This is a genomic window from Gemmiger formicilis, assembly GCF_024462815.1.
GTDB lineage: Bacteria > Bacillota > Clostridia > Oscillospirales > Ruminococcaceae > Gemmiger.
The window spans coordinates 274489-294873 of the sequence record NZ_JANGCG010000001.1 but is presented as its reverse complement, the minus strand read 5'-3'; the positions used below and the strand labels follow the sequence as shown (position 1 = coordinate 294873).

Sequence of the window (20385 nt, the reverse complement as noted above, 5' to 3'; positions counted from 1 at the left end):
GAGTGCGCATCTGCTCACTCCGGCGTTTTTATTATTCAAACAATATTTCCAACGTGGGTGCGGGCGGCGCGGCGGCGGGGCCGTACAGGTTTTCATAAAAGAAATGGAAATGGAAAAAATCGGTGGTCTGCTTTGCGGTGAGCAGAGAAAAGCCCTGCTGCAGCTCGGCACAGAGGAGTACCTGCGGCTCATTGGCGGCTGCGGACAGGGTCTCCCATTTTGCATCCCGCAGATGAAGTTGTACGTCGCTCCCCTCCACGGTGACACCGGCCTCGGCTTCACAGAGCGCGGTACCGTCCGCATAACTGGTACAAAAACGATTTGTCTGCCCGCAAAGTACGGCGGCAAGCTGTGCGGGCATGCCCGCAAGGAAAAGCATGTCCGCATTCCGCGGCATCAGATAGAAATTGTACCCGCTGTCGGCGCGGTAGCCCGGTACAGCACAGCCGTCTGCCTGCGTAAAGAGCTGCTGCAGACCGCAGTGCAGGGCATATTCACGCTCTACTGCCTTCATATCCTCATACAGGGCGGCAGCGTCCTGCGCCCAGCTGTGGTCGGCACTGTCCAGTACAAAGACTGAAAGCTCCGGCGCAGGCTGGGCTTTGTCATACAGCAGCTCACCAAGCTCCTGCGCGGTAGCCCAGTCACAGCCCGGCGGCAGGGCGGCCAGCTCGAGAAGCCCGTAGTAAAGCTGACCGGGCAGCGCCATCTCAGCGCGGTGCAGAGCCTGAGCGGGTGTTACGCCCAAGGCGGAGGCCGTTTTATAGTGTGTACCATCCTCGCCAGCGTTCTGGTCTGCCAGCAGCAGGCAGGCGGAATAGCTTCCCTGCTGCTGTACAAAGAATACGGCGCGGACGATTTCCCGTTCCGAAAGTGCCTGCCCGCAGCCGCTGAGAAGCAGTGCGGCCAGCACAATCACAAACGCCTTAGCCTTTTGTAAAGACACGCGGCAGCACCTCCTATCCAAGTCAGCAGGACAAAGCCCCATGTCAGCGCACTGCGCAGCGGCAAGGCAGCGTCAAGGTTGAGCTTGCGCAAAACGGAGCACAAAAGCCAGATGCCGCCCACGTACAATGGAAAGGAATCCAACCCGGCGGCGCTGTTCTCGGCCCGGCTCTGCCCGCCCAGCAGCCGCACAAGGGCGTAGAGATACAGCGCCAGTTTGACTGTGACGGCCATAACCCACAAAATAAATTGCAGCCACTCCAGCCGATTGAAGATGGACAGTGCCCCACACCGGGCGGCGGCGTGCAAGGGGTCTACCCGCAGTGGCATGGCCGCACCATAGAACAGCTCCAGCACCAGGTGGATGCCCACATCAAACCCCAGTGCCCACCCGGCCAGCCGCAGCAGCGTATGGCGGCCGCATTTGTCCTGCTCCGGCCAGAGGGCGGGCAGAAGATACTCCGGATAGAGCGTCAGATGACTGCGGGCAGCGGCAAGCAAATCCTCCTGCCCAAGAGCTGTGATTTGCAGATTCGTGACGTGCAGGCGCGGAAAAACCGTAAGCAGCATAAAGACCGTTGCCGCAATCAGCAGCCCGAGCACGGCGTGCGCCGTTTGGGATAAGGCGGATACCCGCCGCAGGTACACCACCGGCAGCACAACCAGTAGGCAGATGGAGGTCAGTGTCACCGCGCCGGGGTACAGCCGGTCGGCTAGCTGCCACAGGCGCAGCAATTCCAGCACTGAGGTGTAGAGCAGTAGGGCACCGAACAGGAGCTTTAAAACCGGGTCGGCGGTCAGCCGCCAGCAGCGGGCAAACAGCCAGCCGACACCAGCCAGCCCGGGCACGCAGAGCACCATGGCCGCCATTCCGGCCCGCGGGTGGTAGGCAGTCTGGCTGCGCAGCAGCACATTGACCAACAGGCTGAGCAGCAGCGCTGCAAACAGGCTGGGACATTCACGCTTCATGGCGGCCAATCACCTCCCCGGATTGGGCAAGACGGCTCCATATACTGCGCACAAAGCCGTCCCGCAGGCTGGCGCGGCTCAGTGGCAGCAGCGGGTAAAGATAGTCATACCCAAAGGGCTCGCTGCCGCAGGCCATTGCCAGAATGGTGAGCGCGGCACAGGCCAGCCCCGGCACACCGAAGCACCCGGCCAGAAGGATGACGGCAAAGCGGAACAAAATCGACTGCTCATACAGCGAGGGCACGGCCAGTGTGGCGATGGTGGCAGCGGCGGCCATCGTCAGCACCGGCACGCTGACAATACCTGCGCTGACTGCGGTTTCTCCGATGATGAGTGCCCCCACCAGACTGACAGTGTGGCTGATGGACTGGGGTGCGCGCAGCCCGGCCTCCCGCACGATTTCCAGCAGAAGTGAGACGGCCAGCATTTCCAGCATCGGCGGCAGCGGTGTTGCGGCCTCCCCGTGGGCCAGTTTGGTCAGGAGTTGTATCGGGATGATTTCCGGCGCAAAAGCAACCGCCATAACATACAGCCCCGGTCCAAAGACCGAGAGCAGAAAGGCCAGATATTTTAAAATGCGGATGAGCCCGGCGAACACAGCCCCGGAGGCGTAGTCATCCAGACACTCAAAATGCTCGGCAAAAAAGCTGGGTACAATCAGCGCATAGGGGCTGCCTGCCACCAGCACGACCGCCTTGCCTTCACACAGGCGGGCGCAGGCTGTGGCGGGGCGTTCGGTATAGGCGGCGGCCGGAAACAGATTCAGCTTGTCCTGCTTGAGGAAGGAGGCAAAATAGGCACTGTCCAGCAAAACCGGGATTTCTACCGCTTCCAGCCGCTGCCGCAGGGCGTCAATGGTCTCCTGCGGGGCAAGGGCGCTGTCATAGCACAGGCAGTATTCTGTCTTAGTGCGGGTGTGCGCGGTGCAGATTTCCACTGTCAGCGTGCCGGTGCGGAACTGCCGCCGCAGCAGGGAAATATTATTGCGCAGAAGCTCGGTGAAGGCCTCCTGCGGACCGCGCAGATTGCCCTCCCCGGTCGGCGTTGAAATGGAGCGCTGGGGCATTTCCTGCGTGGAGAAGGCTACCGCCCTGCGAACGCCGTCAATCAGCAGCACGGACAGACCGTTGGAGAGCGCTTCCACCAGTGCGGTGAGGTCCTCAACGGCGTCCGGCTCGGCCGGAATACGGCTTTGGGTCAGTAGGTAATCGCAAAGGCCTTCCCCACCGCCCAGCATGGCCGGGTCACGGTCGAGCATATCCAGTGCCATATGGCAGAGCTTTTCCGGCGAGGAAAGCCCTGTGAACATGGCAATGGCACAGGGAATCCCTGCAATCATCAGGTGCTTGGTATAAAAGTCATCGGAACGGCCAAAGCTCTTTTCCAGAAAAGCAAGATTTCCGTTCAGCGTGCGGTACAGCGGCTTTTGTGTCATCGGTGTCTCCCCCTCTCACGCAGAATAGTGTGGCCGCTTTTGCCGGAATTTATGAGGAGGTGGCGGGATGATTTCCTCGGTGGTGCGCACCGTGCTGGTGTATCTGGCGGTGGTGGTGGCCATGCGGCTGATGGGCAAGCGCCAGTTGGGCGAGCTGCAGCCCGCCGAGCTGGTGACCACGCTGCTGATTTCCAATGTGGCGTCCATCTGCATTGATGAACCGGATTTGCCGCTTTCCGCCAGCCTTGTGCCGATTTTTCTGATAACCGCTTTGGAAATCCTGAACTCCACGCTGGTTTGGTTTTGCCCGCGCTATGCGCAGCTGCTGTTGGGAAAGCCGGTGACCATCATCCGCAACGGAGAAATTCTGCAGAAAGAGCTGGCCCGGCTGCGCATTACCGCGGCAGATCTGGCGGAGGCACTGCGCGGCAGGAACATATTCTCCCCGCAGGAGGTTTACTGGGGCGTGGTGGAGCCGAACGGCAGTATTACCACCGCAGTGATGCCCGCGGGCGATGAGGATACTCCTCTGCTGCCGCTACTGATTGACAGGACCGTCTACCGGGATAATCTTGCCTTTTTTGGGCTGGATGAGACCGCGCTGGACAGGATGCTGGAAACGCAGAATACAAGCCGCAGGGATGTGCTGCTTTTACTCTATAACGGCGAAAAAACCGTGCTGATACCAAAAAAGACCGCCCCCGAAGGGACGGTCTGAAAGGATGCTTATGAAACGGAACTGGTATGCCGTGGCAATTCTGCTGGTGCTTACCCTGCTGCTGGCAGAGGCCGGGCGATATGTGGAGCACACAACCGGCATATTGCAGAACAGGATAGAAGCTGCCTACGCACTGGCGGTACAGGGGGATTACCCTGCCGCACGCCAGACCTATGAGCAGGCAGCTGCACAGGCCCGGAAGGGCGGCTGGGTTTTGAGCCTGCTGGTGCGCCGCAATCTGCTTGACCAGCTGAACCAGACGCTGGCGGTGCTGCCACCCTGCGCGGAGGCTGACAGCCTGGCAGATTTAGAGATGGAGACACAGCGTGCCCGCACGCAAATCAGTCAGCTGCGGCAGTCATTTTTCGGCGGGCTTTGAACGGCTGTCCAGCATATCCTTCAGTTCTTCCATGAAGGTGTTCACATCACTAAATTGACGATAGACGGAGGCAAAACGCACATAGGCAACATCGTCCATCTTCTTGAGCTCCTGCATCGCCAAATCGCCGATATGGATGGAGGAAACCTCGCGGTCATAGGAGTTGAGCAGCTGCTGCTCAATGCGGTCGACGGCAGCATCCAACTGGGTGTAGCTGACAGGGCGCTTTTCACAGGCGCGCAGCATACCGTTCAGCAGCTTCTGGCGGTCAAAGACTTCGCGGGAGCGATCCTTCTTTACCACCATCAGCGGGACGGTCTCCACAATCTCATAGGTGGTAAAGCGCTTCTTGCAGTTCAGGCACTCACGGCGGCGGCGAATCTTTTCGCCGTCCTCCGTCGGGCGGGAATCAATGACCTTGGAATCAACCTCGCCGCAATAGGGACATTTCATATCGGTTACCCTCCTTTATCGTGGACTTCAAGCCTTCTTGGCAGCCTTTTTCTTGCTCTTCCAGTCAACCCACAGCGGCGTGGCAATGCAGATGGTGCTGTAGACACCGCTGACCATACCGAACAGTAGCGGGAACGCGAAGGAGTAGATGCTGTCCAGACGATAGATGACGGAAATCACGCAGACAACGCCCAGCGCCAGACAGGTGGTGATGGAGGTCATCAGAGAACGCGCAAAGCTCTGGTTGATGGACAGGTTGACCAACTCGGCCAGACCCATCTGTTTTTTGCTGTACAGGGCGCTGTTCTCACGGATACGGTCATAGATGACAACGGTATCGTTGATGGAATAACCCAGAATCGTAAGTAGAGCGGCAATGAAGTTGCCGTTCAGAGGAATACGCAGGATGACGAAAACGCCAAAGACCACGAACATATCGTGCAGCAGGGCAACAATAGCGGTGGAACCGGCCTTCAGACCGCCAATCTTGCGGAAACGGTAGGCCACGTAGAGCAGAATCAGCACGCAGGCGGCAATTAGAGCCACAATACTCTTGAGTAGGAACTCCTTGCCGATGGTGGCATCCACGTTGTTGACCTCGTTCTGCACGAAGTTGTTGGCGGGATACTGCTCGTTCAAGGTAGTCAGCAGGCTGTTCATCTGCTCGGTGGTCAGCGTTTCGCTGCCGGGCAGGGTGACGGTCAAGGTCTGGCTGCCGGAAATATCGGAGCCGGTCTGCAGGGTCAGATTGGACTTGTTCAGCTCGGTGCTGATGGTGGACTTCAAAGCGTTCAGATCGGCCTCGCCCTCATAGGACAGCGTAACCATGGAGCCGCCCTTGAACTCGACGTCCATCTTGACACCGAAGATGCCGCAGAACACCAGCACAATAGCAATCAGTGCGCAGGAGAAGGTGTAGAACTTCTTACGGTTGCCAATGAAGTTGATGGAAGGCGTTTTGAAGTCGGCACCGCCCTCCTTCTTGCCGCCGAACAGCCACGCCTTGCGCAGAGGCTTGAAGTGAACCGCGCCGCGAATCATAACGCGGGTAGCCCAGACGCCAAAGACGAAATTCAGCAGAACACTGGTCAACAGGGTGAAGCCGAAGGAATAAATCGTGCCGGCGGTGGAGGGTCCGAACCAGAAGAAAATCGGGTTGAACACCTTAGCCCAGAAGCCGTCCGTGGGGCCGAAGGCACCCATCAGGATGGCTGCGACAATCACGATGGTAACGTTGCCGTCGATGATGGGGGTAAGACCCATCTTGAAGCCGCTCTTGACAGCGCCCTCTAGGGTCTTGTTCTTGGACAGCTCCTCCTTGATACGCTCGGCGGTGATAACGTTGGCGTCAACGCCCATACCAATGCCCAGAATGATACCGGCGATACCGGGCAGGGTCAGCGTAGAGCCAGGGAACACCGTGAAGTAGCCGGAAACAACGGCCAGCGTAGCGGCAACCTGACCCATCAGAGAGATAACGGCAATCGTGCCAGGCAGGCGATAGCGCACAATCATCATGACGGCAACCAGCAGGAAGGCGATAATACCGGCCTGCACCATAACGTCAAGGCTCTTGGCACCCAGCGTCGGGCTGATGGTGGAGTAGCTCTCGGCAGACAGAGCAAAGGGCAGAGAACCGGAGTTGATCTGGTTGGCCAGCGTGGAGGCGCTATCCTGATCAAACTTGCCCTTGATGATGGCCTCACCGCCGGTGATGGCCTCATTGACGGTGGCTGTGGAGATATTGTTGTCATCCAGCCAGATGGAGATGGTGCCGTTGCTGGCAGCCAGCTCGGTGGTCGCATCGGCAAAGGCAGATGCACCGGTGGAGTTGAACTTCAGCTGGACAACCCAGCCTTCGGTCTCGTTGTAGGCGGCGCTGGCGGAAGCCACATCATCACCACTCAGAATCTCCTCGCCGGTGGCAGAGGAGCCCTTGCGGAACACCATCTTGGCGGTGGTGCCAATCTCGTCGATGGCGGTCTGCGGGTTGAAGTCCGCTTCATCGCTCTTCCACGGGAAACGCACGATGATACGATCCTTGTTGTTGTCAACGTAGCTCTCGTAGTCGGTGATGCCGAGGCCGACAAGGCGATCCTCGATAACCGTTTTGGCTGCAGCAAGCTGCTCATCGGTGGCATCCACATCGTCTGCCGGCATGAACGTAACGTCCACACCGCCGCGGATATCAATGCCGAAGCGGATGTCGGATGCACCCTTGATGTAGACATTTTTGGTGTCACCGTAGGTATAGCTCACACCAAAAATGGTCGTCAGGGAGAACAGCACAATCAAAATTGCCACGACAAACAACGGCCATGACTTCCCTTTTCTGTTCATAGAAACCTCCAAAAAACTGCCCACACCGGTGGGCGGGATTATTTTACTGCTTGTCAGCAAGCAGTCTTTCAACAACTGCCAGACGCACACAGACGCAGAGCAGTGCAGAAGCTGTTTCAACCTCGGTCAGGCTCGGATAGGTGGGCGCAATGCGCAGATGCGAGTCATCGGGGTCCTTGTGGTACGGATAGGCGGAGCCTGCACCCGTCAGGGTCAGGCCACAATCCTTGCAGAGCTGGGCCACGCGCTTGGCGCAGCCGGGCATAACATACAGGCTGATGAAATAACCGCCCTTGGGGTTCGTCCAGTGGGCAATATCGCCGCAGGGGGTCAGCTCCTCGGCAAAGGTGGTCTTGACAGCGTCAAAGCAGGGCACCAGACGGCGGCGATGCTTGGCCATATGGGCCAGAACACCGGCTTTGTTCTTGAGGAAGCGGACGTGGCGCAGCTGGTTCATCTTGTCATAGCTGATAATCATGGTCGAGAACCGCTTGCACATATACTTCATCGAGTTCTCGCTGCAGGCAATGGCGGAGATACCAGCGCCCGGGAAGGTGATTTTGCTGGTGGAGGTGAACATAAAGACGCGGTCCTCGTTGCCATACTTCTTGGCTTCATTCAGAAGAACCGGGGTCTCGATGATTTCATCGGTCAGGTGGTGAACGATGTAAGCCTCGTCCCAGAAAATCTTGAAATCGGGTGCTGCCGTTTTCAGCGCGGCAAAGCGGCGGATGGTCTCATCGCTGTAGGTGTAGCCGTCCGGGTTGGAATACTGCGGCACGCACCAGATGCCCTTGATGGTGTCATCATTGGCGACAAGCTCCTCGATTTTGTCCATATCGGGGCCGTCGGGGCTCATGGGGATGCTAATCAGTTCAAAGCCCATCTCCTCGGTGATGGCAAAGTGGCGGTCATAACCGGGAACCGGGCAGAGAAATTTGCGGTGCTCGACCTGACCCCAAGGCTTGGGGGAATCCTGAAAGCCGAACATCATACCGATGGCAACCAGATTGTACATCAGCTGCAGGCTGGAGTTACCGCCCACAAAAACCTCGTCCGCTTTGACGCCAAACACATCGGCAAACAGGGCGCGTGCCTCCGGCAGGCCCTCCAGCTCGCCGTAGTTGCGGGTGTCAAAGCCGTTGTCAGTGATGTAGTTGTCCATCTTGAGCAGGTCCATGGCCAGATCCATCTGGTGCGGGCCGGGTTTGCCGCGGGCCATGTTCAGCTTCAGGTTCATATCCTGAAACTTTTTGTACTGGGCCTCCAGCGCGGCCTTTTCTGCGGTGAGTTCGTCGTGATTCATTGCAAAGTAATCAGCCATAATACGATCCCCCATAATATAGTATACTTTTCCCTACCATCTGTGGCTGTGCCATCCTCTATCTTGGCACAATCACAGGCGTACACTACATTATATACGATTTATCCGAAATAAACAAGCGCTTTTTGGCTCAATTTGCGTTTTTTTATGCAGAAAAACATAAAAAAGCACATCTGCCCCAAAAACAGATGCGCTTTTGCGAAAATCCAAAGAAAAACGACTGGACCGTAAGCCGGGTTCTGTATCAAACGACGATCTATCTTGTCCTTGCGTCACCGCAAGGCTCACGCCATCACCGGGACGCGCGAGACTCCGCATAATGTCCCATACGGATGTTGCTTCGAGCAGGGTTTACATAGCCGCAAAGTCGCCAGTGCGCTGGTGAGCTCTTACCTCGCCTTTCCATCCTTACCGCTTGCGCGGCGGTTTCTTTCTGTTGCACTATCCCTGGGGTCACCCCCGGCTGCCGTTAGCAGTTACTCTGTCTCTGTGAAGCCCGGACTTTCCTCAGGCAGCCCTTGCGGGCTGTCCCGCCGCCGTATGTTCCACTCGTTTTCTAAAAGAGTATAGCATATTTCCGCGCCTTTGGCAAGAAATTTTATAAAAGCAGCCGCAAAAGCAGCAGCATGGTCACGCCGGGAAGGCCCAGAACCCCGGCACAGAAGCCGGTAAAGCGGTTCAGCGGCAGGGTGATGCCGGTCATCGGGGCCAGCAGACCCAGCAGTGCAACCAGTCCCAGCCCGCATACTGCCCCTGCCAGCAGGCTGCGCACACCGTGCCGCTGTGCCGCCGCGCTGCGCACCACAAGCAGAGCACAGCCGAGAGCGAGCAGATACGGCAGATACCCGGTCATACGTCCTCCCTGTCTGCCCGCAGCAGACGCAGCAGGGCGCGGCACCGGCACATAAGCGCTGCGTGCTGGTAGGTCAGCTGCTCAATATAAAAGGGGTCCTGCGCCTCCCGGAAGGCACTGTCATTGGCGCGGAGCGCCCGCATCGTGACCTCCAGCTCCGCCTTGGCGGCGCGGCGCTCACGCTCCTGTGTGGAAATGCGTCTGAACATAAGGTCCCTCCGTCACAGCAGGATGCAAATCAGCCCATCGCAGCCCTCGTTGATGATGCGCTCCAGCGTCTGCTGCAGGCGGCTGCGGGCCTCCTGCGGCATATGCAGCAGCTTTGCCTGAACGCCCTCGCTGACCAGCTCATTGAGACTCTTGCCGAAGATGTTGGTGCTCCACAGCTTGCCGGGGTCGGTCTCAAAATCAGAAAGCAGACTTTTGATGAGCTCCTCACCCTGCTGCTCACTGCCGACTGTGGGCGAGAGCTCGGTGTGGATGTTGGCGCGCATAATGTGCAGGCTGGGGGCGCTGGCAGACAGCCGCACGCCGTACTGCCCGCCCTGACGCACAATCTCCGGCTCCTCCAGCGTCAGTTCGTCAATGCCCGGCATAACAATGCCGTAGCCGGTAGCCTCCACCTGCTCAAGTGCCGACTTGATTTTATCGTAGGCGCGCTTGGCGCGGGCAAGGCTGACAACGCAGGGCAGCAGGCTGGCTTCATCCACAATATCCAGCCCGGCCTGCTCACCCAGAATTTTATAGAAGATATCCGGGGCTACCACTACACTGATACCGACACTGCCGCTGGCCAAATCCATACCGGTAAGCGAGGCGGATGTGATATATTCACACCCCAGCTGCGGCCGCCTGCCCGCAAGGTCAGCCATGCGGCGCACCGAAGCGGCAAAGTCCAGCATGGCTGTGTAGACGGCGCTTTGCAACCAGTGGCCGCTTTCCAGCATAGTGACCCAGCCGGGCATCCGCACGGCAATCTCCCGGATGGGAAACTCATACAAAAGCGTTTGCAGGAGCTTGTCGAGCGTTTCCACTGTCATGGTTGTGCAATTCAGCGGCAGAACGGCGCGGCCGTACTGCTCGGTAAGCTCGGCGGCAAGGCGTCGGGCGTCCTCGCTGTCGGGGTCGGCACAGTTCAACAGGATGATGTAGGGCTTGCCAATGTCATTGAGCTCGGCAATAATGCGCTGCTCTGCATCCACATAGGCGGAGCGCGGCAAATCGGCCACGGAACCGTCGGTTGTCACAACCAGCCCGACGGTGGCGTGCTCCCGGATAACCTGACGCGTGCCGGTTTCGGCGGCAAGGTCAAAGGGAACCTCCTGCGCGAACCAGGGGCTTTTGACCAGCCGCGGAGCCTCGTTCTCCTCATGCCCGAGAGCGCCGTCCACCATATAGCCAACGCAGTCGATAAGCCGTGCCCGGAAGCTGCCGCCGCCCGAAAGCTCAATTTTGACAGCTTTTTCCGGGATAAACTTCGGCTCTGTGGTCATAATGGTGCGCCCGGCGGCAGACTGGGGCAGCTCATCCCGGGCGCGGGCGCGGCGGGCCTCGTTTTTGATGCGCGGCAGTAACATCAGCTCGGCAAAGCGCTTGATGAAGGTGCTTTTGCCGCTGCGCACCGGGCCGACAACCCCCAAATAAATGTCCCCGCCGGTGCGCTGGGCAATGTTCTGGTAGATTTGATCCTGTGTCACGGATGTCCCCTCCTTTACAGCGCTGCGGGAATCAGCAGGCAGGCAGTCTCGGCGGTGGTCTCCGGCGGTGCGCCGTTGGCATCGAGGTGATTGGCCGCAGCCAGATCCCGGGCGCGGGCGTGGTAGCGCTTGGCAATGTCAAAGATGCGCTCCCCCTGCTGTGCATAATAAATGTACAGTGCGGGTTCATCACTGTCATCGTACTCCTCGCCAAGCTCCACACCGCACAGGGCATCACAACTGTGCGCCTGCAAAAGTGCGCCGGTCAGCTCGATTTCTAAATCCACCCGCAGCCGTGCACCGTTTTTGCTACTGGCAACCCGCACCACCGCGGCACCAACACTGGGCCATGCGCTGTCCGGTGTGCCGGGCCATACGGCATCGGGCTGCCACGTGAAGGGCTTGTCATAGCATGTCAGCTCACCGCGTGCGTCGCTCAGGAACACATGGGCGGTGCCTTTGCCCTGCAGCTTCAGATGCGTTTCGGCTGCGTCGCCGTCGGCGGGCAGAACGCAAGGCGCACCCAGCGTCACAAAGCAGCCCATGACCGTTCCCTCCGCATCCGGCAAATCGTCCTCAATGCTCACCGGGATACGCCCTGCCAGCGACGCGGTCTTTTGCAGCAGACGGCAGGCGGTCTGTACGGTTTGCAGCTTACAGAGCGTGGAGTAGGCATCTGCCACCACGCTGTACTGAACCTCACGCCAGAGCTCAATGCGCAATCGCCATGTCACCGAAAGCTGCGCCTCCCCTGCGCCGTCCGCAGCGCTCAGGGTGCAGGCCAGTACCTCGCCACGGACAAGGGCGGTGTCCTCCTCGGCCGCGCCGGGCAGCTCAAAGGTCTGCTGAACCGGAATTTCCCGGCTGCGGACCGTCAGCTCACCATTGTCGGCGTTCTGGCTGCAAAGCTGAAGCTGCAGGGTGCCCTGCACGCTGGCCTGACCGGTGGCGGCGGTGCCCCCGCCCGGAACAAAGCTGCCGGTGATATCCAGCACAGTCTCCCCTGCGCCGGGCAGCGTGGCGGAGGTCTCGGCAGTCAGAGTTCTTTCCTCGGTCACGGCACACTGCAGGCCCTGCATAATGCGGGTGTACTGCTCGACGCCGCAGTCAGCCAGCGAGGTGAGCAGCTCGAGCTCTCTGCGCACGGCTACCGCGGCACAGAGAATGTACGCGCCGCGCAAATCAATGCGGTGCTCGCTGACGGCACGGCAGTTGCAGTATTCCGGTTCACCCCAGACCTGCGCAGGGCCCTCGGCATACTGCCCGGCGGGCAGCTCAACAGATTTTTCAAAGGCAAATTTCTGCTCGGTGCGCTGCAACCTTGCGCCGGGCTCCTCGCTCTGGTAGTAGACCGTGCAGCGCAGATAGCCCTCGCTCTGCCAGCGCCCGCCCGAAACGCGGTTCTGCAGCACAACAGGCGTTATCAGGCATTTGACAATTTTGAACACTGCAGGCAGATAGTCGGGTATCAGTATCTCGGTCTCCACCGGCAGCTCCAACCGCGTTTCCCAGCGGCCGCCATACGATGCGATGGTGTCCTTGAACACCTTGAGTTCCATATTGCTTGCCCCTTTCCGATTACGTTCTTGGGGCAGTATATGCGCCAGAGCAAAAAAATAGCCCCTGCCCGGGTAAGGCAGGGGTAAATTTCAAACCTTGAAGGCTGTGCGAAGAAGCCAGCGAAAGACGCGCGGACAGCGAACCACAACAATGTGCATGGCGTACACCTCACTTTCTGTGTAGGCCATATTATGCGGCGGCGGGGCTGTGTGTTACACATCATCGCATGTCAGCACCACCACACCGCAGCCGCCTGTGCAGGAAAGCTGTGCGGCTTCGGAGGTGAACTCATTGCTGACGCCTAAGGGATAATCCGCGGTCAGGTTGGCACCCTCCAACGGGTAGTACGCGCCGCGGATGCAGACACCGGTCAGCGTGCCCTCCATCGGGAATACGGAAAGATACTTCCAGCTTCCCTGATGAAGAACCAGCTCACGCCCCGGCACAAGGAAGCGGATTTCGCTGCGCTCATCGGCCAGCAGGACATTCACACCGTTTTTGGCCAGATACAGTCCGGTGGCCAGATTGGCCAGTGTGTGCTCCAGTCGTGCACCGCCCAGAGCACCCAGCATGGTGATTTCGTCATAGCCATGCTCCAGCAGCCAGCGGGCGGCGTATTGGGTATCGGTATCGTCCTTCACATGGGGCAGCACGATGGTGTCGCGCTCGGTGTGGGGCTGCGGGGCGGAGTCAAAATCGCCCACAATCAAATCTGCTGTCAGATCCAGCCGTTCGGCGTTGCGGTAGCCAGCGTCACAGGCCACCACAAAATCTTCCGGCTGAACATACCGTACCATAGCGGTGGATACAGGCACGGCTGAAAGCAGGACGGCACGCTTGCTCATTTTTCCCACTCCTTCCGGGCGCTGGCTTCCTCATACATGGCAAGGTAGCTGGCGTAGCGTGTTTTGCTGATGGTTCCGGCCTCCACAGCCTCCCGCACAGCGCAGCCGGTTTCGCTGCGGTGCGAGCAGCCGGTAAACCGGCATTGCCCGAAATAAGGGGCAAATTCCGGGAAAGTGTGCTGCAAATCCTCCTTCGGGATGCGGCAGAGCTTCTGCGCCTCCAGACTGGCAAAGCCCGGGGTGTCGGCCAGACGGCCGCCGCAGATTTCAAAAATCTCGACCTCGCGGGTGGTATGGCGGCCGCGACCCAGCTTCTGGCTGATTTGCCCGGTCTCGCGCTTGAGCTCCGGGGCCAGTGCATTGAGCAGCGTGGACTTGCCCACGCCAGAGTTGCCGCAGAAGGCGCAGAGATGACCCGCAATATGGCGGCGCACCTCGTCCAGTCCTTCGCCGGTCTCATAGTTCAGCTGCACCAGCGGTATCCCGCTGCCCGCGTAGGCGGTGCGCAGCATATCAGCAGCGGCCAGATCAGCCTTGGTCACAACCAGCACAGGCTGCACATCCTTGTAGATAGCGGCGGCGGCCAGCTGATCCAGCACCAGTGTGCTGGGCACAGGCTGGGTTGTGCTGGTAACGATAAACAGAATATCCAGATTGGCAATCGGCGGGCGGATAAAGACATTTTTGCGCGGCAGAATCTCGTCAATCATCGTACCATCGGCGGAAAGGACAACGTTATCCCCCGCCACCGGCGTGATGCCGCGCTTGCGGAAGATGCCGCGGGCTTTACATTCCACAATGCCGTCCGGCGTTTTTACATAGTAAAAGCCACCGATGCCTTTTGTAATATAGGCCATTGCGTCCCTCACCTATCAACCGAGGGGGTTGCCCTGAGAGTCGCACTGCTGACCCAACTCGTTCCACATTGTGCCGTCAGTGTGCTGGGTGATTTCGTGTTTGCCGTCCAGGCTCGTCCAGGAACTCTCCGGCACGTAGATGGTACCGTCCTCATATATAATGGCAGTCGGGTTGGGTGTGGGCGTCTCCACAACCTCCGGCACACCGGTGGAGACCACCAGCGTGATGGAGCTGGATTTGCGCACGCTGGCGCCGGCCTCGGGCGACTGCGCCAGAACGGTGCCGGCAGGCTGCTCACTGGCCTGCTCCACCGTGCGGATGGAGAGGTTCAGGCCCTTGACCTCGTTGCGGGCCTCCTCTATGGTCTTGCCTGTCAGGCTGGGTACCGAGCTCTGATTGGAGATTTCCGAACGACTGACGTAGAGGATGACGGTGGTATCACCCTCCACAGTCTCTCCGGCGGCGGGCTGAGAATAGATAACCGCGCCGTTTGCGACGGAGTTGTCCACCATCGGCTTCTTGGTCACACGCAGCCCCATATCCTTCAGCGTCTGCTCGGCGTCCTCGGCCACCATATTTTTCATTTCGGGAATTGTTACGTACTGGGTGCCGAGGCTTACGGTCAGCACAATGCGCTGCTTTTCCTTGACGGTACGCCCGGCCTTGGGGGTCTGGCGGATGATGGTGCCCGCGGGCTCACTGGAATACTCCTCCGGAAACTCTGCACGCAGAAGGTTGTTGTAGTCGGAGGCAATGAACTCGTCCTTCGTCATGCCCACAAAGCTGATAATCTGCACATCGGCGCGGTTGGAGAACAAAAGGTTGCTGGAATTTGTGAAAATCAGATAAATCAGGATGGCTGCGCCGATGACAAACGCCACGGCCATACCAAAGAAAATCGGCAGCAGAGAGAAGCCTTTGGCGGCCTTCTTTTTCTTCTTCTTGCCGGAGTTGCTGCGGCCCGGGTTGGAGGTGCCCACACGGCGGGCATCCCCGGTGCGGATGCTTGCGGACTTTGCGCCCGGCTTAGAACTGTTTACCACGCGATTGATATTCCTTTCGGGGTTGTCCTCCGAGGCACGGTATTCGTACTCGAAGCGGATAGAGGGATTGCGCTTGAACTCCTCGATGGCGTCCAGCATTTCCTGCGCACTCTGGTAGCGCTTGTCCGGATCCTTTTCCATGGCCTTCTCGGCAATCTGGCGTAACCCCTCCGGGGTGTTGGGGGCAATTTCAGCCAGCGGCTTCGGCTTTTCGGAAATTTGCATGATAGCGATGGAAACCGCACCGTCACCATCAAAGGGCAGGCGGCCGGACAGCATCTCATACAGCATAACGCCCACGGAGTAAATATCGGTGCGGGCATCGGTGCGCTCGCCCTTGGCCTGCTCCGGGCTGATGTAATGCACCGAGCCGATGGCCTTATCGCTGACGGTCTGGCTCTGTGCGCGGGAGAAGCGGGCAATGCCGAAATCCATCATCTTGATGGAGCCGTCAGCCAGCAGCATAATGTTCTGCGGCTTGACATCGCGGTGGATGATACCCTTGGAATGGGCGTGCTGCAGCGCACTGAGAATCTGCGTGGCAAAGTGCACGGTCTCCTTCCACGTCAACGCACCGCCGCGCTGCTTGAGGTACTCCTTCAGCGTGATGCCGTCCACGTACTCCATGACGATGTACTGCAGCTTGTCGGTGACAGAGACGTCATAGACCCTGACAATATTCGGGTGGTTGAGGATGGAGATGGCCTTGGACTCGTTTTTGAAGCGGCGAACCAGCTCCTCATTATCCAGAAATTCTTCCTTTAAAACCTTGACGGCGATGGCGTTGCCGGTTTTTAAATCGGTACCGCGGTAGACGTTGGCCATGCCGCCCACGCCCACCAGACCTTCAATCGAATATCGGCCGTCCAGCCGTTTGCCAATCAGATTATCCATTGTTGACCTCCGTAGTTTCCACGCCCATCAGCAGGACCGTAATGTTATCCTGACCGCCCGCCTGCAGGGCGCGGTCCACCAGAATACTTGTCGCCTCAAAGAAAGGTACCTCCCGCAGAACCTGCGCAATATCGGCGTCCGGGACCATATTGGTCAGGCCGTCTGTGCACAGCAGCAGGGTATCTCCGGCCTCAATCTCGCAGCGGTTGTATTCGGGCACGATGTTGGCCGATACCCCCAGTGCGCGGGTGATGAGGTTTTTCTGCGGGTGGACGGCGGCCTGCTCGCGGGTAATCTGGCCGCTGTCCACCAGCTGCTGCACCATCGAGTGGTCGCGGGTAATCTGCCGCAGCTCCCCTGCGTGGAACAGATAAGCGCGGGAATCTCCGGCATGCACTACATGGGCAAGTCCGTTACTTGCGTAGGCGCAGACGCCGGTGGTGCCCATGCCCTGCATTTCCGGGTCGGAGGTGGACTTTTCATACACGGCGCGGTTGGTGATATCAAAGCCGCGCATGATGAAGCTCTTTTCCAGCCCCGGCTGCAAATCCTTGCGGTGGCGGGCAAAATACTGCTGCATGGTGTCCGTGGCAATGCGGGCAGCAATGCGCCCGCCGTTGACACCGCCCATGCCATCGCAGACGATGCCCCAGGCGGTGCCGCCTGCCAGCTGCTGCGCACAGTAGTTATCCTGGTTTTCCTGGCGGCAGCTGCCGATATCCGTGATTGCGGCAATCTTCATTCAGGTTGGTTCCTTTCCGTTACACTCATTTCCCCTGTGCATCCTCGCGGCGCAGCTGGCCACAGGCGGCGCTGATATCCGTACCCAGACGGCGGCGCACTGTGGCGTTGACGCCAAGGGCCTCCAGCTCTTTCTGGAAGCGGTGCACATTCGCGTCATCCGTGGCGGAGTAGGGGCTGCCATCCACCGGGTTGATAGGAATCAGATTCACGTGCGCACCCATGCCCCTGATAAGGTCGGCCAGTTTGTGCGCCATCTCGCTGCTGTCATTGACGCCGCGCACCATCGAATACTCAAAGCTGATGCGGCGTCCGGTCTCCTTCTGGTAACGGCGGCAGGCCGGAATCAGCTGCTCCAGCGGGAACGCATCGTTGACCGGCATCATACCGGAGCGTGTTGCGTTGTCCGGTGCGTGCAGAGACACCGACAGCGTCAGCTGCAGATGGCGCTTGGCCAGCTCGTCTATTTTCGGTACAAGGCCGCAGGTGGACAGGCTGATGTTGCGCATACCGATGTTGACGCCCTCCGGGCAGGAGATGATTTCCAGAAAGTCCATCACATTGTTGAAGTTGTGCAGCGGCTCCCCGATGCCCATCAGGACAATGTGCGAGACGCGCTCCCCGGAGTCTTTCTGGGCGGTATAAATTTCCGAGGCAATCTCCCCCGCTGTCAGGTCGCGCACCCGCCCGGCCTGCGTGGACGCACAGAAACGGCAGCCCATCGCACAGCCCACCTGCGTAGACACACAGACAGTATTGCCGTATTTGTAGCGCATCAGAACGGTTTCAATACAGTTTCCGTCGGCAAGCTCCAACAGATATTTGACGGTGCCATCCTTGGACTGCTGGCGGCGGCGGATGGATGGCGCTGCAATCGTACACTGCTCCGAAAGAGCCGCCAGCAGGGTTTTGGGCTGGTCGGTCATCTGGGAAAACTCCGTCACGAGCTTCTGATGCAGCCACTTGAAAATCTGCTTGGCACGGAACTTCGGCTGGCCCAGCCCGACGATGTACGCCGTCAGGGTGTCCAGCGTCATATCCGAGATACAGATTCTTTCACCCATGCGGGGGAACCTCCCTTATATAATAACGAGTTTTACTTTACTTTCGTTCCAGAATGGCGGCAAAAAAACCATCTGTTCCGGTTTTGTGGGGCAGAAATACCGTGCCCAGCGGTGTGACATCTACGCCAGACAAGGTTATTTCCGGTGTCACAACACGAAAATCCGGGTTCGCGGAAAGAAATTTTTGCACCTGTGCTTGATTTTCCTGCACATTCACTGTACAGGTAGAATACACCAAACGGCCGTTTTCGGCAAGAGAATCCGCGCCGTTTTGCAGAATTTTTTGCTGCGTGGCGAGCAGATTCTCTATCCCGTCCAAATCCTTGTAACGAATATCCGGCTTTTTGGCAATAACGCCCAAGCCTGAACAGGGTACGTCGCAGAGGACGCGGTCGAATCTCGGCCAATCCGTATTGTGCAGGGCGGCGTCATTTTCAACGGCCACGGCACAGGTGATGCCACAACGGTCAAACGCCTTCTGCAGCAGCGGCACGCGGGCGGGTACAAATTCGCCGCTGACAAGCTGGCCCTTGTTCTGCATCGCTTCGGCAAGGGTCAGGCTTTTGCCGCCCGGCGCTGCACACAAATCCAGTACCTGCTGGCCGGGCTGTGCATCCACACAAAGCGCGGCAAACTGGCTGGCCAGACCCTGTACATGGAAAAAACCTTCCTGAAAGGCGGCACTTGCGGCGGGCGAACCGGAAAATTCCACCGTCAGCGCGTGCGGCAGGGGCGCGGGCGTTACCGTATGCCCCTCGCTTTGCAGAAGGGCGGTCAGGGCGGCGTCACTTGTGCGCAGTGTGTTCACGCGAATGGTGGTTCTGGGCTTGTTGTAAAACGAAGCCGCCAAAGAGAAGGCTTCCTCCCCGAACTGCGCATAGAAGAGCTCGGCCACCGGACGTGAAAGGCAGTAATAGGTTGCCAGACGCTCCAGCGGGTCGGTAAAATCGTCCTCACAGACGCTGGACGCGGCGGCGCGGCGCAGCACGGCATTGACCATGCCTGCGGCGCTGGATTTGCCCAGTGCACGGGTCAGCTTGACCGACTCATTCACGGCGGCGGGCAGCGGCACATTCATATATCTTGCCTGCGCAAGCCCTGCCCGCAGCACGGCGCGGACAGGTGCGTCCAATTTGGCAACCGGCTTTTTTGTGAATTGGTTCAAGAGATAATCCAGCAGCGGCAGACGCTCCAGCGTGGTATAAAAGATGCGTGCGGCAAAGGCGGCATCGCGGCTGTCCAGCGGCGGAGCACACTTTTTCAGCTCGGCATCCAGCACCAGATTGGAGTAGCCGGCCTGCTCCTGATGAATCAGTGCCTTGACGGCAAGACGGCGCGGCGTCACAGGCTGTCCCCCACTTTCAGGCGGCGGCCTGCCGCCCATGCTGTGCCTGCCATCGGCTTACCGCCCTCCGGCGTGACGGTCAGCAGCGAAACCGCGCCGCCTGCGGCGGCAATCGTCAGAGGCTTGAGTGAAAGCACCGTGCCGGGCACAGCGTTCTGCTCGTTGGGAGCAAGATGACATTCCAGCACCTTGATGCGCTTGCCGTCCTGCTCAAACCACGCCATGGGCCACGGGTTCATACCGCGCACCCAGTTGTGGATGTGGGCAGCATCCTGCGTGAAATCAAACCGGGCCATATCTTTCGTCAGCGGCGGGGCCAGCGTGGCGGCGGCATCGTCCTGCTTCTGCGGAACGAACTCCCTTGCCTCGATTTTTTCCAATGCAGTTACCAGTGTCCTGGCACCCACGGCGCTGACGCGGTCAAACAGGGAACCACTGGTCTCCTCCGGGTCAATGGCAACCGGCTCCACCATCAGGATGTCGCCGGTGTCCAGTCCCTCGTCCAGCTGCATAATGGTCACGCCGGTACCGGCATCACCGTTGAGAACGGCCCACTGAATGGGCGCGGAGCCGCGGTATTTCGGCAGCATGGATACGTGCAGATTGATGCAGCCGTATTTGGCAACGTGCAGCAGCTGCGGCGGGATGATGCAGCCGTAGGCCACCACAACGATGATATCCGGGGCAAGCTCCTTGATGAGGTCATCGGAGGAGCCGTCCCGCAGGGTGCGGGGCTGGTAGACCGGCAGACCGTGCTCCACAGCCAGCTGCTTGACCGGCGGTGCCGTCAGAATCTGCTTGCGGCCCACCGGCTTGTCACGGCGGGTGAATACGCCGCAGACCTCATGCCCGGCAGCCAGCAGGGCGGCCAGACTTTCCGCGGCAATATCGGGGGTGCCCATGAACAGGATGCGCATAAACT

Annotated in this window: 19 protein-coding genes and 1 other RNA gene; 2 read left to right on the top strand and 18 right to left on the bottom strand. The window is 59.1% G+C overall.

The annotated features are described in order from the left end of the window. Positions 1-31 precede the first annotated feature (31 nt). Genes NE623_RS01410 through NE623_RS01400 form a run of 3 tightly spaced genes read right to left on the bottom strand, consistent with a single transcriptional unit; the run spans position 32 to position 3349 of the window. Positions 32-946 carry a hypothetical protein gene (locus NE623_RS01410; RefSeq protein WP_256270985.1) on the bottom strand — a complete coding sequence of 305 codons (915 nt, stop codon included), beginning with the start codon at positions 944-946 and terminating at the stop codon, positions 32-34. Then, positions 916-1914, bottom strand: coding sequence for a hypothetical protein (locus NE623_RS01405; RefSeq protein ID WP_256270986.1), 999 nt, complete (start codon positions 1912-1914; stop codon positions 916-918). The genes NE623_RS01410 and NE623_RS01405 overlap by 31 nt, the downstream gene beginning before the upstream one ends. Continuing rightward, positions 1904-3349 (bottom strand): spore germination protein, encoded by a 1446-nt coding sequence (locus NE623_RS01400; protein WP_256270987.1) that lies wholly within the window; start codon positions 3347-3349, stop codon positions 1904-1906. The genes NE623_RS01405 and NE623_RS01400 overlap by 11 nt, the downstream gene beginning before the upstream one ends. 67 nt (positions 3350-3416) lie before the next feature. On the opposite strand from NE623_RS01400, the gene NE623_RS01395 reads away from it, so the two are divergent. Beyond that, complete coding sequence (locus NE623_RS01395; RefSeq protein WP_256270988.1) at positions 3417-4067, top strand: DUF421 domain-containing protein; 651 nt, start codon at positions 3417-3419, stop codon at positions 4065-4067. Between the two features lie 10 nt (positions 4068-4077). Continuing rightward, entirely contained in the window at positions 4078-4446 is a 369-nt protein-coding gene (locus tag NE623_RS01390; protein WP_256270989.1) for a DUF4363 family protein, read from the top strand. On the opposite strand, the gene nrdR is transcribed toward NE623_RS01390, so the two are convergent. From nrdR to fmt, 15 genes are all read right to left on the bottom strand, one after another. After that, on the bottom strand, positions 4426-4899 hold the full coding sequence (nrdR, locus tag NE623_RS01385) for a transcriptional regulator NrdR (protein WP_256270990.1): 474 nt from the start codon (positions 4897-4899) through the stop codon (positions 4426-4428). The genes NE623_RS01390 and nrdR overlap by 21 nt on opposite strands. 27 nt (positions 4900-4926) lie before the next feature. Then, a complete protein-coding gene (gene secF, locus NE623_RS01380) occupies positions 4927-7239 on the bottom strand; it encodes a protein translocase subunit SecF (RefSeq protein WP_256270991.1) in 2313 nt (770 codons plus the stop codon). Positions 7240-7282: 43 nt separating this feature from the next. Beyond that, positions 7283-8563 (bottom strand): aminotransferase, encoded by a 1281-nt coding sequence (locus tag NE623_RS01375; RefSeq protein WP_256270992.1) that lies wholly within the window; start codon positions 8561-8563, stop codon positions 7283-7285. Positions 8564-8776: 213 nt separating this feature from the next. Further along, an RNA gene (gene rnpB, locus NE623_RS01370) (RNase P RNA component class A) lies at positions 8777-9115 on the bottom strand. A 46-nt stretch (positions 9116-9161) separates the two neighbouring features. Continuing rightward, the gene (locus tag NE623_RS01365; protein ID WP_256270993.1) at positions 9162-9416 is read right to left on the bottom strand and encodes a pro-sigmaK processing inhibitor BofA family protein; all 255 of its coding nucleotides are present in this window, start codon (positions 9414-9416) and stop codon (positions 9162-9164) included. Then, complete coding sequence (locus tag NE623_RS01360) at positions 9413-9625, bottom strand: hypothetical protein (protein WP_256270994.1); 213 nt, start codon at positions 9623-9625, stop codon at positions 9413-9415. Before NE623_RS01360 ends, NE623_RS01365 begins: the two co-directional genes overlap by 4 nt. 12 nt (positions 9626-9637) lie before the next feature. Next, positions 9638-11113, bottom strand: coding sequence for a stage IV sporulation protein A (gene spoIVA, locus NE623_RS01355; RefSeq protein WP_256270995.1), 1476 nt, complete (start codon positions 11111-11113; stop codon positions 9638-9640). A gap of 14 nt (positions 11114-11127) precedes the next feature. Next, positions 11128-12672: an SPOCS domain-containing protein gene (locus NE623_RS01350; protein WP_256270996.1), complete on the bottom strand. Its 1545-nt coding sequence runs from the start codon at positions 12670-12672 to the stop codon at positions 11128-11130. 213 nt (positions 12673-12885) lie between these two features. Further along, positions 12886-13518, bottom strand: coding sequence for a thiamine diphosphokinase (locus tag NE623_RS01345; protein WP_256270997.1), 633 nt, complete (start codon positions 13516-13518; stop codon positions 12886-12888). Further along, complete coding sequence (gene rsgA / locus NE623_RS01340; RefSeq protein ID WP_256270998.1) at positions 13515-14375, bottom strand: ribosome small subunit-dependent GTPase A; 861 nt, start codon at positions 14373-14375, stop codon at positions 13515-13517. Before rsgA ends, NE623_RS01345 begins: the two co-directional genes overlap by 4 nt. A gap of 15 nt (positions 14376-14390) precedes the next feature. Then, the gene (gene pknB, locus NE623_RS01335) at positions 14391-16313 is read right to left on the bottom strand and encodes a Stk1 family PASTA domain-containing Ser/Thr kinase (protein ID WP_256270999.1); all 1923 of its coding nucleotides are present in this window, start codon (positions 16311-16313) and stop codon (positions 14391-14393) included. After that, positions 16306-17055 carry a Stp1/IreP family PP2C-type Ser/Thr phosphatase gene (locus NE623_RS01330; RefSeq protein ID WP_256271000.1) on the bottom strand — a complete coding sequence of 250 codons (750 nt, stop codon included), beginning with the start codon at positions 17053-17055 and terminating at the stop codon, positions 16306-16308. The genes pknB and NE623_RS01330 overlap by 8 nt, the downstream gene beginning before the upstream one ends. Positions 17056-17080: 25 nt before the next feature. After that, positions 17081-18118 (bottom strand): 23S rRNA (adenine(2503)-C(2))-methyltransferase RlmN, encoded by a 1038-nt coding sequence (gene rlmN / locus NE623_RS01325; RefSeq protein ID WP_256271001.1) that lies wholly within the window; start codon positions 18116-18118, stop codon positions 17081-17083. A 37-nt stretch (positions 18119-18155) separates the two neighbouring features. Next, positions 18156-19463 (bottom strand): 16S rRNA (cytosine(967)-C(5))-methyltransferase RsmB, encoded by a 1308-nt coding sequence (rsmB, locus tag NE623_RS01320; RefSeq protein ID WP_256271002.1) that lies wholly within the window; start codon positions 19461-19463, stop codon positions 18156-18158. Further along, complete coding sequence (gene fmt / locus NE623_RS01315; protein ID WP_256271003.1) at positions 19460-20380, bottom strand: methionyl-tRNA formyltransferase; 921 nt, start codon at positions 20378-20380, stop codon at positions 19460-19462. Before fmt ends, rsmB begins: the two co-directional genes overlap by 4 nt. Positions 20381-20385 lie beyond the last annotated feature (5 nt).